11 protein-coding genes and 1 CRISPR repeat array (1 of these 12 running past the window's edge) are annotated in these 17,209 nt (G+C 45.3%); all 11 genes read left to right on the top strand.

Annotated elements, in window-relative coordinates:
- The first annotated feature begins 134 nt into the window (after window positions 1-134).
- The 11 genes from vctD (at window position 135) to cas2 (ending at window position 13,136) form a co-directional block, all read left to right on the top strand.
- Window positions 135-1,073, top strand: coding sequence for an iron chelate uptake ABC transporter permease subunit VctD (vctD, locus tag FKN93_RS02315; RefSeq protein WP_170904374.1), 939 nt, complete (start codon window positions 135-137; stop codon window positions 1,071-1,073).
- On the top strand, window positions 1,063-2,013 hold the full coding sequence (vctG, locus tag FKN93_RS02310; RefSeq protein ID WP_161426640.1) for an iron chelate uptake ABC transporter permease subunit VctG: 951 nt from the start codon (window positions 1,063-1,065) through the stop codon (window positions 2,011-2,013). The genes vctD and vctG overlap by 11 nt, the downstream gene beginning before the upstream one ends.
- Before the next feature lie 6 nt (window positions 2,014-2,019).
- Entirely contained in the window at window positions 2,020-2,781 is a 762-nt protein-coding gene (gene vctC, locus FKN93_RS02305; protein ID WP_158145122.1) for an iron chelate ABC transporter ATP-binding protein VctC, read from the top strand.
- 210 nt (window positions 2,782-2,991) lie between these two features.
- Window positions 2,992-4,185, top strand: a complete 1,194-nt coding sequence (locus FKN93_RS02300; protein WP_110167169.1) for an acetate/propionate family kinase — start codon at window positions 2,992-2,994, stop codon at window positions 4,183-4,185.
- A 932-nt stretch (window positions 4,186-5,117) separates the two neighbouring features.
- Window positions 5,118-7,409 (top strand): CRISPR-associated helicase/endonuclease Cas3, encoded by a 2,292-nt coding sequence (locus FKN93_RS02295; protein ID WP_004397036.1) that lies wholly within the window; start codon window positions 5,118-5,120, stop codon window positions 7,407-7,409.
- 359 nt (window positions 7,410-7,768) lie between these two features.
- On the top strand, window positions 7,769-8,449 hold the full coding sequence (cas5c, locus tag FKN93_RS02290) for a type I-C CRISPR-associated protein Cas5c (RefSeq protein WP_170904373.1): 681 nt from the start codon (window positions 7,769-7,771) through the stop codon (window positions 8,447-8,449).
- On the top strand, window positions 8,446-10,245 hold the full coding sequence (gene cas8c, locus FKN93_RS02285; protein WP_170904372.1) for a type I-C CRISPR-associated protein Cas8c/Csd1: 1,800 nt from the start codon (window positions 8,446-8,448) through the stop codon (window positions 10,243-10,245). Before cas5c ends, cas8c begins: the two co-directional genes overlap by 4 nt.
- Entirely contained in the window at window positions 10,245-11,114 is an 870-nt protein-coding gene (gene cas7c / locus FKN93_RS02280) for a type I-C CRISPR-associated protein Cas7/Csd2 (RefSeq protein ID WP_170904371.1), read from the top strand. The genes cas8c and cas7c overlap by 1 nt, the downstream gene beginning before the upstream one ends.
- A 31-nt stretch (window positions 11,115-11,145) precedes the next feature.
- Complete coding sequence (gene cas4 / locus FKN93_RS02275; RefSeq protein WP_249374146.1) at window positions 11,146-11,802, top strand: CRISPR-associated protein Cas4; 657 nt, start codon at window positions 11,146-11,148, stop codon at window positions 11,800-11,802.
- A complete protein-coding gene (gene cas1c, locus FKN93_RS02270) occupies window positions 11,799-12,830 on the top strand; it encodes a type I-C CRISPR-associated endonuclease Cas1c (protein WP_004397042.1) in 1,032 nt (343 codons plus the stop codon). The genes cas4 and cas1c overlap by 4 nt, the downstream gene beginning before the upstream one ends.
- 12 nt (window positions 12,831-12,842) lie before the next feature.
- Complete coding sequence (cas2, locus tag FKN93_RS02265) at window positions 12,843-13,136, top strand: CRISPR-associated endonuclease Cas2 (protein ID WP_170904370.1); 294 nt, start codon at window positions 12,843-12,845, stop codon at window positions 13,134-13,136.
- 175 nt (window positions 13,137-13,311) lie between these two features.
- Window positions 13,312-17,209: a CRISPR direct-repeat array (repeat unit 32 nt; unit sequence GTCGCGTCTCCCGCAGGCGCGTGGATTGAAAC); it runs 2,778 nt beyond the window's last position.

Here is a 17,209-nt window from a genome sequence, read left to right as displayed (position 1 = left end):
CATCAACCAATCGTTATTGAAGCTTGTGGATTAACGAAACTGGTTTTCTCTAATCATCATAAGATTGATGCTCTAGGCTTTGCTTACCTTCTTGCTAGATTTGATTTCATTTTTGTCGTTATTTGAGGTTAACTTTGAAAAAGTTATTACTCGTGCTCCTAATACTGAGTTTAGTTTCCTTGTTCGTTGGTGTGGGACAACTGTCTTTTTCTGCGTTGATGCAAGGGGATGAAGTGGCTTGGCAATTGTTGTTGACGAGCCGTATACCGCGTTTATTGGCAGTACTTTTAGCCGGTGGTGGATTGAGCATTGCTGGTCTTATCATGCAGCAAATTAGTCAAAACCGTTTTGCTGCGCCTTCAACGTCCGGCACGATCGAATGTGCGATGCTTGGCTACGTGCTGAGCTTGGTGATTTTTGGTCATGGCGAGAGCTTATTGCTGATTTTCTCGACGGCGATGATCGGTACCTTGATGTTTGTGCAACTGATCCAACGTATTCAATTTAAGAATGTGGTGTTTGTTCCGCTGATTGGGATTATTTTTGGCAGTGTTGTTCAATCTGCCGCGACCTTCATCGCTTATCGTTATGACGCTTTACAAAACTTATCGGGTTGGGCGGTGGCTAATTTTGCCAACTTACTGAGTGGTGATTTCGAACTGCTGTATATTGCGATTCCGGTCGCTATGTTGAGCTATTTATACGCTGCAAGAATATCCGCTGTCGGGATGGGTAAAGATTTTGCGATTAATCTCGGTCTTAATTATCAACAGGTGCTCACTCTCGGTGTTTGTTTGGTTTCCATTATGGCGGCATCGGTGGTGATGATCGTTGGACAATTGCCCTTTTTAGGACTGATCGTCCCTAATGTAGTCAGTTATTTTTATGGCGATAACCTGCGTAAAAATATTCCACGTACTGCGCTGTTTGGCGCTTCCCTCGTTCTACTCTGCGACATTATCAGTCGTGTGCTGATTTTTCCTTATGAAATACCGATTTCGATGATCATCAGTATTATTGGCGGCATTGCGTTTATCGTGTTGATTTTGAGAGGTCCTCAGCATGCAAGATAAACATAAAACGATATTGATGATGGTACTGGCGTTATTATTTGCCGTTCTGTTTATTAGCGTTGGCCTTAACGCCGATAACTATCAGTATTTTTTGTCTCGTCGGATCCCCAAAGTGTTAGCGATTGTGGTAGCTGCTATTGCTATTGCTCAATCCTCTTTAGCTTTTCAAACCATTACTCACAATAGAATTTTGACGCCGAGTATCATGGGGTTTGACGCCTTGTACCTTTTGGTGCAAGTGTTAGTGGTGGTTTTATTTGGCAGCTTCAGCGTGATTATGCTCAATAGCTATTTAAATTTTGCGTTATCGGTTGCTGCTATGCTGGTTTTTTCGAGCTTGCTTTTCACTTTCTATTTTCGCCGTCAGCGCAATAACATTATTGTTCTTTTGTTGTTGGGGGTTATTTTAGGTCAGCTATTTTCGAACTTTTCCTCATTTTTCATTATGTTGATGGATCCAAATGACTTTGCGGCGATACAAGCCAAAATGTTTGCCAGCTTCAATAATGTTAACGTGAAATTGGTTTATGCCGTATCACCGCTATTACTTGTGGTGAGTTATTTACTGTTCCGTATGCATCGTACGCTCGATGTTTTTTGGCTCGATAATGATAATGCGATCAGCCTCGGCGTTGATGTCAAGCGCACCACGCGTGATGTGATGTTGCTGAGTGCCGTGTTGGTTTCTATTTCGACGGCTTTAGTGGGGCCGGTAATGTTTTTCGGTTTGCTGGTGACCAATTTAACTCGTGAATGGTTACGCTCTTATCAGCATCGTGTGCTGCTGATCGCCTGCTCTGCTATGTCGGTCGTCGCCCTTCTAGGCGGTCAATGGATAGTAGAAAACGTATTCTCATTCGGGACTACCTTGAGCGTGATCATTAACTTCATTGGTGGGATTTATTTCCTCTCTCTTCTCTTGCGTAATAAAGTGGTGTAGCCCGTTATGATTCAATTAGACAAACTGACCAAGTATTTCGGCTCTCAAGCTGTGGTTCATCAAGCGAGCGCGCAATTTTCGAAAGGCCAGGTGACCTCAATTATTGGTCCGAATGGGGCAGGCAAGAGCACTTTGTTATCAATGGCAAGCCGCTTAATGTCACGTGATGAAGGTAAAGTTTGGATTGAAAGCCGTGAATTGGTGGATTGGGATACCAAAAGCCTCGCCAAAAAATTGTCCGTTTTACGTCAAGCCAACAACCTGACCATGCGCTTTACTGTGCGTGAGTTGGTTGCTTTTGGACGTTTTCCACATTCTCAAGGTAAGCTCACGGTAGAGGATAACGCGATCATTGATCAAGCGATTGCCTATCTTGATATTAAAAGCATGGAGCATAAATACCTTGATGAATTGAGCGGTGGTCAACGCCAGCTGGCGTTTATCGCGATGGTCATGGCTCAAGATACCGATTGTGTCTTTTTGGATGAACCGCTGAATAACTTAGATATCAAACACTCACTGCAGATTATGGAAACGATCCGCCGTCTGGCGCATGATTTAAACAAAGCGGTCGTAGTGGTCATTCACGATATCAATTTTGCTTCCTGTTATTCCGACCGGATTATTGCCCTAAAAAAGGGAATGGTAGTAGCCAGTGGGTCGGTGGAAGAGGTGATCCAAGCTTCGGTACTAGAAGACATTTACGAAACGCCTTTTCGAGTCTTAGAGCTGGAAGGGAAAAGAATGTGTCTTTATCACACCGCTTAAGATGAGGCTTTTATCGAGGCGGATAAGGGCAGAGAAATATTTCTCGCTAGAAAAGAATAGATTATTTGTTACAGATCAATAAAAGAAGCGGCTTAACTGAGCAAAACAACAAAACAAAAGTTGAAAGATTCAAAAATTATTGAATAATGGGTGGCACGAAAAAAGAGAAGCGCAGGCTTCAAACTCATAGTCGAATACAGGATACTCCCCATGTCGAACTCGTATGTGTTGGTTATTAACTCTGGTAGCTCATCACTGAAATTTGCGGTTATTGATTCTAATACGGGTGATGCCGTATTGAGTGGTCTCGGTGAATGCTTTGGGCTGGATGATGCTCGAATGAGCTGGAAATGTAACGGAGAAAAAGCCAGTTGCACCATTCAAGGTGAAAATAACCACCATCAGTTAGCGGTAGAAAAACTGGTTGAGTTAGTCAAAACTTACGGTCTTATCGATGAGGTGGTGGCGATAGGACACCGCGTCGTTCATGGCGGTGAAAAGTTCACAAAAACCGTTAAGTTAGATGAAAAAATTGTACAAGAAGTCGAAGCGTTGAGTGATTTAGCTCCGCTGCATAACAAAGCTCATGCGATTGGTATGCGTGCAGCGATGCATGCTTTTCCTGAGCTGCCACAGTTTGCGGTTTTTGATACCGCCTTCCACCAAACGATGCCACCGAAGGCTTACACCGGTGGTATTGCTAAATCGCTCTATACCGAATTTGGCATTCGCCGATATGGTTTTCATGGTACCAGTCATTACTTCGTCAGCCGTGAAGCGGCCAAAATGCTCAATAAGCCCATTGAACAAAGCAGTTTTATCTCGGTGCATTTAGGTAATGGTGCATCCGTTTGTGCGATTAAAGATGGTCAAAGTGTCGATACCAGTATGGGCTTTACCCCCTTATCTGGTTTGATGATGGGCACTCGATGCGGTGACCTTGACCCTGGGATCATCGAATTCTTGTTGAAAAAAGGGTGGACGCAAGAGCAGGTATTTAACTCATTAAATAAAGCGTCTGGTTTCCTTGGTGTGTCCGGTTTAACCAGTGATGCGCGTGGTATCCTTGAAGCCATGGATCAAGGCCACGAAGGTGCGACGTTAGCCTTCCAAGTGTTTACTTACCGCGTGGCTAAATACATCGCTTCTTATCTTGCTGCCCTAGATTCTTTAGATGGGATTATTTTTACCGGTGGTATTGGTGAAAATGCCCTGCCTATCCGCCGTGAAATCTTACGTAATTTAAAAATTCTTGGTTTTGTGGAAGATGAGCAAGGTAATGAGCAGGCTCGTTTTGGTAATGCAGGGATCATCGCCAGATCAGAACCATTAGGTGCAGTAGCCCTTGTTGTACCTACTAATGAAGAATTTGTAATTGCTCAGCAGTCGATTGAATTACTGTAATTAATAGTAAAAAGCGAGCTTCGTGCTCGCTTTTTTTGATTCTGCTGTTGGATAGACCATCGCTAAGCACGCGAAGATAATCGATTGGTTTGTGTTAAGACTACTATCAGCAAAGCAATTACGATCACCGCCACAGATAGATGAGTGCTACCGCTGTTAACCAAATCAGTTTCTCTAACAGTCACATTGCTTTCATGTACTCGTTGTAGTTTACTTTTTATCACTCAAACTAAAATACATCAGCCAGTAGGTTGAATTTCCTCAGTCTTGACTATTTTGATTCCGCCTTTTTCATTAGCTTGAATGCCATAGTTAGGAGGCGACTAACGTAGTTTTTACTTGTTCTCACTGACATTATGGCGAACATGATTCAATTGTGTTTGTCGTTCGAATATGCATTCAATACTCGCCAGAAAATCATAGAATAACAGTAACTTTCTTTGTCTTCCGTCAATTTGAAGTGAAGATAAGTGTTCGAGCAAGGCTTGTCGTTCATTCTCAATCACTTGAGCCAACAATCATTGAGATCTCATTTTTAAAAGTCCACTCAACGTGTTTTCTGGTTTGTGCGGTTCTATAGCGCTATTATGGTTTTTTATGCACTGCAATTAGTTGATTTTTATGGCGTCACAATCAACTGGTTTGGCAATATTTTTTCCGATGTATACCTAAACCACCTGGAGTTGCAGCTAGATGGCAAGTGAGCGAAAAATTTGTCTGGAATAAATTTGAACAGCCCTAGGCTTACCTGTGGTGAGAGCCAAGGATGGCTCTCATAATACCTATGAGCATAGGCAAGCGATGTGATTAGAGTGAACGAACGTAGTCAACACCCCAGCAGCTTCAAGTAAAATGGTATAAGCCCAATTGAGTTTTATATGGCCCATCCCGATAGTGATAAATGAATTAATTTTAGCGCAAAGGATATGTTAATGAGTAACTACTTTGGACATTCAGGTAATAAAGAAGATAAGTCTGACTGGCAACCATTACAAGATCATTTGTGTCGAGTGGCTTTGTGCGCAGAACTAAACTCAAAATATTTTAAAGCAGCTAAACTATCTTATCTTGCAGGTCTTTTACATGATCTGGGAAAATATACTCCAGAATTTCAAGCAAGGCTTGAAGGTGCCTCAAGCAAGGTAGATCATGCTACGGCTGGCGCTAAAATCGCGGCTGAAATTTTGCCAGACGAAAAATTTAACAATTTTCCATTTTATAAATTTGTTGCTTATGCCATAGCAGGTCACCATGCAGGATTATCTAATGGAACTGGTGAAGGAGATGGACGTCGAGCGCTTAAAGACAGACTGGAGCTACAATTTGGCAAAGACTTACCTGTGCTAGATAGTGAGACTTGGCAGTCTGAACTTGTCTTGCCATCAATCGAATCTCTTATTCCAGAGATATCACCAAACCCTGATGCCGATTTGCAAGGTTTCCAATACGCGTTTTTGATTCGGATGATTTTTTCGTGTTTGGTTGATGCGGATTTTATTGATACTGATGAGTTCTATAAACGGCTTGAAGGTAAGCCCTTATTGCGTGGAGATTATCCTCAATTATCAGAGTTAAAAATACAGTTTGATCAAAAATTAGCTGACAAGATCAAAAGTACTGACCAAACGAAAACCGTTAATCAACTTCGTAAAGAGATTCTTGATACAGCCCGTCTCAAAGCAAAACTTACTCCAGGATTATTCACTTTAACTGTGCCGACCGGAGGAGGAAAAACCCTTAGCTCTATGGCTTTTGCATTAGAGCACGCTCTGGCGCATAACATGCGTAGAGTAATTTATGTCATTCCGTTTACCAGTATTATTGAGCAGAATGCTCAAGTATTTCGTGACGCATTTGGCGAGCTGGGGGAGGCCTCTGTTTTAGAGCATCACAGTAATTTTGATGATCGCAAAATAAAAGATAAAGAAGGTGCTGAAGAAACCCGTGACAAATTAAAACTAGCAATGGAAAACTGGGATATGCCAGTGGTTGTCACGACGGCAGTACAGTTTTTTGAGTCTTTGTTTGCTGACCGTCCCTCCCGTTGCCGCAAACTGCATAATATTTCTGGCAGTGTGATTATTCTGGACGAAGCACAAACTCTGCCGCTTAAATTTCTCCGCCCTGTGATGGCGGTAATCGATGAGTTGGCGCGCAACTATGGCTGTTCTATCGTACTCTGCACCGCGACTCAACCAGCATTGTGTGAACCTGATTTTACTAACGGATTCACAAATGTGCGCGAGATTGCCCCTGAACCTAAGAGACTTTTTGACGAACTCAGTTTGGTGAGTGTCTCTCATTTGGGCGAACTTAGTGATGATGAGTTAGTCTCGCGTATTCAAGCGAATAATCAAATTCTTACGATAGTTAATAATCGCCGCCATGCCCAATCGCTGTTCCGAACACTAAATACGCAGCAAACAGTAGGGGTGTTTCATTTAACAACCTTGATGTGTCCAGCGCACCGAACAGCAACTTTGGATGAGATTCGTAAGCGGTTAGACCCAAAAAAACCTCAGCCATGCCGAGTCATCTCGACATCGCTGATTGAAGCTGGGGTTGATGTTAGCTTTCCTTGTGTGATGCGTGCCGAAGCTGGCTTAGATTCAATTGCGCAAGCGGCAGGGCGCTGTAATCGTGAACGATTGTGGGGAAAAGAAGATAGCCACGTTTGGATTTTTCGATCTCCGGATTGGCCCATCCCACCTGAATTAAAAGGGCTCTCGGCAGATATGCGAGCGGTGCTGCGAAAAGGCCATGACAATTTATTAGACCAACTGGCTATCAAAGAGTATTTCTCGAATGTTTATTGGCGCAAAGGAGAAGAACTCGATCAGAAACAGCTTTTAAAAGCCTGTCGAATTGGTGCTTCGAAGTTAGATTTCCCATTTCAGAGCATTGCCAGTGTTTTCAGAATGATTGACAGCTTTATGTGCCCGGTTTTAATCCCTTATAACGATGAAGCACGCAAGCTATTGAACGAACTTGAAAGCACGGATGATGTGAGTTGTGTTTTAAGAAAGCTACAGCCTTATATAGTACAAATCCCACAAAATGGTTTTGACAGCTTGCGATTGGCAAAAGTGATTCAAACAGTTGCACCGTATCGGTTTGAAGAACAGTTTTGGGAGTTAGTGAACATGGACATATATCATCCAAAATCTGGACTCAGTTGGTCTGATCCTAATTTTATCAAGGCTGAAAACTTAGTTTTTTGTTAATACTAAAAATACAAAGAAGTCATTTTTTGACAGGTGCTTGTCTGCGTACTATTTTCTTTAAGGTACGTTGAGGAGAGTTAAAGTGAATAGTCGATGGTCGATCTATGTTAAGAAAGATGAAAACAACAAACTAGTTTTCAAGTTTGGGGGACAGTTTTCTTTTTCGGTCAAAGTCATTGTCTGGAGCCTAAGCATCGTATTGATGGCCTTGACTGGTCATTTTCTCTTCTAAAAGACTGGTGTCGCGCCTGTTGTTGGTGCGTGGATTGAAACTTTGTCTGTTTTGTATTGGAGATGTCGCCTCTCCCGCAGAGGCGTGGATTAATTTATGAATTAAGAGAAGCCAAAAGGAGAGCATTATGGCTTACGGCATCAAGCTGCATGTTTGGGGTGAATATGCGTGCTTTACTCGACCGGAAATGAAGGTGGAACGCGTTTCTTACGACGTTATCACCCCATCGGCTGCAAGGGGGATTTTGGAAGCTATTCACTGGAAACCGGCCATTATTTGGGTAATCGACCGTATTCATGTATTAAAACCCGTGCGTTTTGAGTCTATTCGGCGCAATGAATTAGGTAATTGCAAAGTGTCCAGTGCCAAAGTCAGTGGTGCAATGAAACGCAAAAGTACCCAAGATTTAAGTTTCCTGATTGATGATGGTGATAATCGTCAACAGAGGGCAACAACCTTGCTTCGTGATGTGAGTTACGTTATTGAAGCGCATTTTGAGTTGAGTGACAAAGCAGGCACAGAGGATTCCATCGGAAAGCATCTCGACATTTTTAACCGTCGTGCTCGCAGGGGACAGTATTTTCATCAGCCTTGTTTAGGAAACCGTGAATTCCCTGCGTATTTTTCTCTAATTGAGCATGAATGGGATTTCCCTAAATCAGAATTGGCAACCGCCAGTAAAGATCTCGGCTGGATGCTGCATGATATTGATTTTGCGAACGGCGCTGAGCCTAGATTTTTTCGAGCAGAATTAAAGGATGGGATGATAGATGTGCCTCCTTTTCGATCTTCGAAGGTGGTGCAATGATTTTATCAGCCTTAAATCAATACTACGATCGCCTTAATAGCGGTAACCAAAGCAAGGTTCCTACATTTGGCTTTAGCGAAGAAAAAATAAGCTATGTTCTAGTACTTTCAGAACAAGGGGAGTTGGTCGATATAGTTTCTAACTTAACGGATGAAAAAAAACCAAAACCGAAATTAATGAATGTCCCTCGTCCTGAGAAAAGAACGTCAGGAATAAAACCAAACTTTCTATGGGACAAAACAGCTTATGTCTTAGGCATTTCTTTGCCTAAGGGCAAAAAAAACGAGGCAATTTTTGACTTTAGCCTACCCACATTCGAAGCCTTTCGAGAATGGCATTTATCTCTGCTAGAGCACTCTGAAGATAAGGGATTAAAAGCATTAGCGATATTCTTACAAAATTGGCAGCCGGAGAACTTTGGAAACTCTATTCTTACTCAAGATGTTTTGGACGCTAATATCGTTTTCCAATTGGATGGAATGCGTCAATACATCCACGAATCAGATGAAGCAAAAACTATTTGGGGTAGTTTGCTGCAATCGGATGATGTCAAGCAAGCCACATGCTTAATTACAGGTAAGAAAGCGCCTATCTCCAGATTACACCCTGCTATTAAAGGCGTTGCAGGTGGGCAAAGCTCTGGTGTTTCCATTGTCTCTTTTAATAAAGAATCGTTTGAATCTTTTGGTAAAGGGCAAGGGGACAATGCTCCTGTATCTGAACAAGCAGCCTTTGCTTACACAACGGCATTAAATTACTTGCTACGTCGAGAGAATGATCAGGTCGTCAATTTAGGCGACACCATTGTGGTGTTTTGGGCATTGGCAGAGAGTGAGCACAAGGCCAAGAGTGCTGAAGCATTTTTTTTAAGGGGCTTTAACCCACCAATGCCAAGCGATGACAGCGAAGTGGCGGCGCTTGGAGCTGAATTAGAAAAGCTGGTAAAAGGGCGACCATTGCCAGAAATATCACCGGATCTAGATCCCAATACGCAATTCTTCATCTTAGGTTTGGCACCTAATGCTGCCCGTCTTTCTATCCGCTTTTGGCTACAAACCGACCTTGGGCATATTCAGCAGAGATTTGCGGAACACTTTCAAGATTTGGCTTTAAATCGACAGCCTTGGAAAACAGCGCCGTCAGTGTGGCGTTTATTGCTGCAATTGGCACCTCATCGAGATGGGCAAAAGCCAAAGATTGATGATGCTCCAGCTCATTTAGCTGGTGAATTGATGCGCGCTATTTTAACCGGACAGCGTTACCCAAGAGCGATATTGGCTCAATTGCTAGCACGGTTCAGGGCTGATGGCGATATTAGTGAGTTGCGGGTTGCGATGGTGAAAGCGGTATTGCAAAGAGAACTCAGATTACTTGGAAAAGAGGAGATTTCTATGAGCTTAGATGAGTCAAATACTAACCCAGCGTATTTGTTGGGAAGGCTATTTGCAGTGTTGGAAAGCATTCAACGAAACGCTTTGGGTGACAAAGTCAATGCGACAATTACAGACAAGTATTATGCCTCAGCATCGACTGTGCCTTACTCAATTTACCCAAGGCTATTATCCGGTAGCAAACACCACCTGTCGAAATTACGCAAGGAAAAACCTGGTCTAGCCGTTACGTTAGAAAAAGAGCTTGGCAACATTATGGGGATGCTATCAACAGAATTTCCACGGCATTTTTCAATTGAGCACCAAGGCCGCTTTTCGATTGGCTATTACCATCAAAAAAATGCACGCTTTTCTCAATCCGAACAAATAAAAACCGATGAATCAATGACAGAAGGGAATGACTAATGACCATCCAAAACCGCTGTGAATTTGTTTACTTTTTTGATGTAACAAATGGTAACCCGAATGGAGATCCTGATGCGGGGAATATGCCGCGTCTTGATCCTGAATCGAGTAAAGGTTTAGTGACCGATGTAAGCCTTAAACGCAAGATAAGAAACTATATTCATCTCACTGAAGAAAACTCACCAGGTTATGACATTTACGTGCAGGAAAAGAGTGTTTTAAATCAACAAAATCAAAAAGCGTATGATGCGCTGGAAATTAAACCTGAGTCAAAAAAATTGCCCAAAGATCAAGCTAAGGCAAAAGAACTAACGGCTTGGATGTGTGCTAACTTCTTTGATGTCCGTGCCTTTGGCGCGGTAATGACCACGGAAGTGAACTCTGGTCAAGTTCGCGGGCCATTACAGTTGGCGTTTGCTAAGTCCATCGATCCGATTATTCCACTGGAAATCTCAATTACACGTATGGCTGTCACCAACGAGAAGGATTTGGAAAAAGAACGTACTATGGGTCGAAAGCACATCGTTCCATATGGACTTTATCGTGTACATGGCTTTGTTTCCGCTAAATTAGCTGAGAAAACGGGCTTCTCTGAAGGAGATTTAGAGAAAGTGTGGAAAGCTTTGGAAATGATGTTTGAGCATGATCACTCCGCAGCCAGAGGAGAAATGGTCGGACGTAGTTTAATTGTGTTTAAGCATGAAAACGCTTTAGGTAATGCCCCTGCACATAAATTGTTTGAACGCGTTACAGTTGAAAGACTCAATGGCGAAGAAGGCACGCCTGCCGCTGCATTTTCTGATTACAAAATCAATTTTAATGCAGAGGGATTGGATGCTTTGGGCGTTGAAGCCAAACAATATTTCTAGGTGGTTAATCAGAGAGTAAGGTCTATGAATCATGGATTTTACTCTTATCTGGAGTGTTCATTTCATGGAAGAGCAGCAGCTAATCAACATCTCCGCTCTACAACACTTTGCTTTTTGTCAGCGCCAATGTGCGCTGATCCACTTAGAGCAAGTGTGGCAAGAAAACTACCTAACGGCACACGGGCGGCAGTTACATGAGCGCGTTGATAACGGCGAGCCAGAAACCCGTAAAGGGGTGCGTTTTGAACGTGGCGTAGTGGTGACTGCGCCACAATTAGGCGTAACAGGCAAATTAGACTTATTAGAGCACCATAAACTCAGCAACCAATTTGTTCCCGTTGAATATAAACGAGGGAAGCCAAAAGCCAGCGATATCGACAAAGTACAGCTGTGCGCGCAAGCTTTATGTATCGAAGAAATGCTATCCGTTGAAGTCACAAATGGTGCACTTTGGTATTGGCAAACACGCAAACGCATTGAAGTTGAGTTCGATAACCCACTGCGAACGAAAACTAACGCCTTGATTACCCAAGTGCAACAGCTGTTTGCAAACGGAAAAACACCTCCGCCAACCAAAGGTAAACACTGTAAGGCATGTTCTTTAATTGAGATCTGTCAGCCAGATTTAACCAATAAAGATGGTTCAAGCGGTTACGTAGCCGGATTGTTTAACACGGAGGCGAAATGAAAAAACTGCAAAACTCACTTTATATCACTAAAGATGGCGTCTATTTACATAAGCAACGCGAAACCTTACTAATTGAACAGAAAGTCGATGGAGAAAAGCAAAAACTGATGCAGCTTCCTATTCATTCTATTGGTAGCATATTTTGTTTTGGTAATATTATGGTTTCGCCGCAGTTACTTGGCTTTTGTGGTGAAAATGGTACACATCTCGCTTTTTTTGATATGCATGGTCGTTTTCTCGCCAATGTGGTTGGCAAACAAACGGGCAACGTATTATTGCGTAGGCAGCAGTTTAGCGTTCAGGAGCAGGCTGCAAACGAACTTGCCAAGCACATTGTCGCCGCAAAAATACGTTCATCTCGTATGTTGCTTTTACGCTTTAGGCGCAATCACAATAGTACGCCACAGTTAGAAAAAGCCATTGATCGTTTAAAACAAATTATTGAGCAACTCAAAGGAGTGACTGTCTACGATACCATTTTAGGGCTAGAGGGAGAGGCCGCATCACATTACTTTTCTGCTTTCGCTGACATGTTTAAAGGCAACGAAAGTAAACAATTATTTGCTAAGCGCACTCGAAGGCCGCCTAAAGATCCCGTTAATGCGGTTATTTCACTGCTTTATTCTGTATTAGGGCAAGAGATCAGTGGGGCATTACAAGGAGTTGGATTAGATCCTCAGGTCGGTTTTTTACACAAGGAGCGTCCGGGCAGAAATAGCCTCGCCCTCGATCTTTTAGAAGAGTTTAGAGCTTATGTTGTCGATAGTATTGCCTTAAAACTCTTTAATAATAAAAGCCTCACCACGAAAGACTTTGAGACAGATTGTCTTGGTGGAGTCAGCATAAAAGACGACGCGCGTAAACTGGTTTTTCAGGCGTACCAAGCTAAAAAACAAGAAGAAGTCATACACCCTTTTTTGCAAGAAAAGGTGCAAATTGGTTTATTACCGCATGTCCAAGCTATGTTATTAGCCCGGCATTTACGTGGTGACTTAGCCTATTATCCGCCATTTGTGATCAAAAAATAAGGAGAGTACGCCATGATGGTATTGGTCACCTACGATGTATCTTTTGTCAGTGATGATGGGCAAAAACGCCTCAGGCAATTAGCAAAAGTCTGCTTAGACTATGGTATGAGAGTGCAATATTCAGTGTTTGAATGTGAAATAGACTCAACACAATGGTTAGAATTTAAAGATAAACTTTTATCTATTTATGATCCTGAAGTCGACAGTTTGCGTTTTTATAAGCTCGGTAAAAACTGGCAAAACAAAGTAGAGCACCATGGTGCGAAAGAAGCGATAGATATATTCAGAGATACCCTGATTTTATAATCGCTAGCCTTGAGTTCTCAGTAAAACACTGGGGATCTAGCGATTACATAAGTTCTTTAAAAATAGAGCAAATATTTGTTTTTATAGATTCACACAAAACAGTTTTCTTCTACCGCGTAAAGTTAGCGGCAAACCATAATATATGCTAGTTTACACGTGCCTTTCACAATAGGCAGTCGCGTCTCCCGCAGGCGCGTGGATTGAAACCGTCTTGCCAATGTCCAGCCATTTTTGGTCAATTGGTCGCGTCTCCCGCAGGCGCGTGGATTGAAACTTTATATCTGGTGCATCTCGTGCCGATTCAGCAGGTCGCGTCTCCCGCAGGCGCGTGGATTGAAACATCATGACGGAAACCCCGTGCTTACGTGGATGAGTCGCGTCTCCCGCAGGCGCGTGGATTGAAACGCGCCCGCAAGAATTCGGTTTGAAAGCCGGCACGTCGCGTCTCCCGCAGGCGCGTGGATTGAAACAAACATGCCGCAAAAGCGGCAGAAACTATCTATTGGTCGCGTCTCCCGCAGGCGCGTGGATTGAAACCCCGCATCCTTGCACCCTAATTCGATTTTTAGCGGTCGCGTCTCCCGCAGGCGCGTGGATTGAAACTGGGCCGAAAAGCTTAACGAACCAATTAATATTTGTCGCGTCTCCCGCAGGCGCGTGGATTGAAACGCTAGCAAAGCGATTCTCTTTCCTAGCATGTACGTCGCGTCTCCCGCAGGCGCGTGGATTGAAACCAATGATTGTTACGCCAGCGCCACCAACAAAAGCAAGTCGCGTCTCCCGCAGGCGCGTGGATTGAAACTCGTCACTGCGACCGCAAGGTTTACTTAAAATAGTCGCGTCTCCCGCAGGCGCGTGGATTGAAACACGTTTATACGCGCTGCATTTATGTTCACTACTAGTCGCGTCTCCCGCAGGCGCGTGGATTGAAACTGCGCCTCTGGATGCTTAGCTAAACCTGTCGCCCGTCGCGTCTCCCGCAGGCGCGTGGATTGAAACGTCATCGATGAAGCTCACATGGTATTACCAACTGTCGCGTCTCCCGCAGGCGCGTGGATTGAAACACATGGACTCTCCAACACCTTCCGATGAGCGTCGGTCGCGTCTCCCGCAGGCGCGTGGATTGAAACAGGAGCGACCTCCGGCAACTGACGTTTGGTGTCCCGTCGCGTCTCCCGCAGGCGCGTGGATTGAAACTGAATCCGCTCATCGTTATCCAGCTTTTTTAGCTCGTCGCGTCTCCCGCAGGCGCGTGGATTGAAACATGATGCCCATTAGTGAGTAAATCGCCCGCTTTTGGTCGCGTCTCCCGCAGGCGCGTGGATTGAAACCAAGTTGAGCCGTCAGAATACCGCACTTCTCAGCGTGTCGCGTCTCCCGCAGGCGCGTGGATTGAAACTACTTGTCGCTCTTGAGCTAGAGTGGTAAAGCGCGTCGCGTCTCCCGCAGGCGCGTGGATTGAAACTCGCAAGCTCTGGATAGCCCAATAAATTGACGGGGTCGCGTCTCCCGCAGGCGCGTGGATTGAAACATCTTCGCCAATCAGGCTTTCGCAATAAAGCTCATGTCGCGTCTCCCGCAGGCGCGTGGATTGAAACAGTTAAAGGCGCTTAGGATTGATTCTAGGCGCTTTGGTCGCGTCTCCCGCAGGCGCGTGGATTGAAACGCTTGCAAAGTCAGACGCTTTAGGATTTAGCGCGTCGCGTCTCCCGCAGGCGCGTGGATTGAAACCGGCTCGTGATGATTCGGCAAGTAGGTTTACAAGTCGCGTCTCCCGCAGGCGCGTGGATTGAAACAGAGAGCGATTACAACCATGCTGCAGTAATGGCGTCGCGTCTCCCGCAGGCGCGTGGATTGAAACATAAACCGCCAGCTCTCGCAAGTGCTCATGCTTAGTCGCGTCTCCCGCAGGCGCGTGGATTGAAACAAGGACAAAAAGAGACCTGTAGAGACTGAAATCTGTCGCGTCTCCCGCAGGCGCGTGGATTGAAACGCGCCATTGATTGGCTCAAATATGCGAAACTCTGTCGCGTCTCCCGCAGGCGCGTGGATTGAAACATTTCCGTCGGCGGCAAGATTCAGACTCATTAAGCGTCGCGTCTCCCGCAGGCGCGTGGATTGAAACTGGCGTGTTGAAGGGAAGCGAGACGACCCCCAAGTCGCGTCTCCCGCAGGCGCGTGGATTGAAACCGTCAGCACTGTCATTAATTTGTCTAGCGCACTGAAGGTCGCGTCTCCCGCAGGCGCGTGGATTGAAACCTTTTATGAACATCAGTGTAGTCATATCTATTTTGTCGCGTCTCCCGCAGGCGCGTGGATTGAAACAAGCATACCAGCGTTTGGGTTTGATGAATAAGCGTCGCGTCTCCCGCAGGCGCGTGGATTGAAACACTGTAGTTACAGCAGCAGGCAAAGTGGCCGTGGTCGCGTCTCCCGCAGGCGCGTGGATTGAAACCGCTACCCGCTAAGCTGTTTGTACACGGACATGCGTCGCGTCTCCCGCAGGCGCGTGGATTGAAACCAGACGGCTTTTACAGCGTGTTTGGCGAAGTTAAGTCGCGTCTCCCGCAGGCGCGTGGATTGAAACCGGGCTGGGTTCCCCAGTGTTCGATGGCAGTAAGGTCGCGTCTCCCGCAGGCGCGTGGATTGAAACCGGCGTATCCAGCGGCTTTCGGCATATTTCCCCGTCGCGTCTCCCGCAGGCGCGTGGATTGAAACCGAGTTTCGCGTTTCTTCGTCACCTTTTAGCCAGGTCGCGTCTCCCGCAGGCGCGTGGATTGAAACATCAAGAAATCAACAAGTCAATCGTTCCGAAAAGTCGCGTCTCCCGCAGGCGCGTGGATTGAAACAGTGGGTAACGAGCAAAGATGAACGCGTCCGTAGTCGCGTCTCCCGCAGGCGCGTGGATTGAAACAGGTGATAGCAGCGTGCGTTATTACTCTGCTTTGTCGCGTCTCCCGCAGGCGCGTGGATTGAAACATGCCAGCCTGACGCAGACGAAAAATAACAATGTGTCGCGTCTCCCGCAGGCGCGTGGATTGAAACCCTAAAAATCTCTTGAAGTTGTCCAGCGTTCATTGTCGCGTCTCCCGCAGGCGCGTGGATTGAAACTGGGTTCAATTCGTAAGTCACAATACGACCTGTGTCGCGTCTCCCGCAGGCGCGTGGATTGAAACCTATTTGATTGCAATCAAAATTGTGATCAAGGTGTCGCGTCTCCCGCAGGCGCGTGGATTGAAACGAGATTGCCGAAACATTGAAAATGTCATCTGGATAGTCGCGTCTCCCGCAGGCGCGTGGATTGAAACAGATATGACGTAAACAAAGCAATCATCTAATCGGTCGCGTCTCCCGCAGGCGCGTGGATTGAAACTTTTTTCTGCAGTTCAATGTGAGTGTGAATATAAGGTCGCGTCTCCCGCAGGCGCGTGGATTGAAACACAGAGCGATATACAATATTATCGATCCGCTTTGTCGCGTCTCCCGCAGGCGCGTGGATTGAAACATGATGACAAAGCGCAGCTTCACAAGTGGCGGCGTCGCGTCTCCCGCAGGCGCGTGGATTGAAACTGATTATTATAACGAACATAAACACATGGCCAAGTCGCGTCTCCCGCAGGCGCGTGGATTGAAACAACATCGAATGGGGTTTTATTTTATTTTGATAATGTCGCGTCTCCCGCAGGCGCGTGGATTGAAACAGATAAAGATGTGATTATGGTCGGCGCTAATAAAGGTCGCGTCTCCCGCAGGCGCGTGGATTGAAACCAGAGTGGTGCAAAATCACGGTGTACAAAATGGGTCGCGTCTCCCGCAGGCGCGTGGATTGAAACCGGTAGTTGTATCGTAAACCACTCGGTTTTTCAGTCGCGTCTCCCGCAGGCGCGTGGATTGAAACTCTATCCGACTTCAATTCAGTTATACGCTCTTGAGTCGCGTCTCCCGCAGGCGCGTGGATTGAAACTTGGTCATGGCCGATACGATCGGATTCTTAAACAGTCGCGTCTCCCGCAGGCGCGTGGATTGAAACCGGTAGCAACAAGCACTGGCAGGGCTTTGGATTTGTCGCGTCT

Source organism: Vibrio sp. A8-1, from assembly GCF_013048685.1.
GTDB classification, from domain to species: Bacteria; Pseudomonadota; Gammaproteobacteria; order Enterobacterales; family Vibrionaceae; genus Vibrio; species Vibrio metschnikovii.
This window is presented reverse-complemented; position numbering and strand designations above follow the sequence as displayed.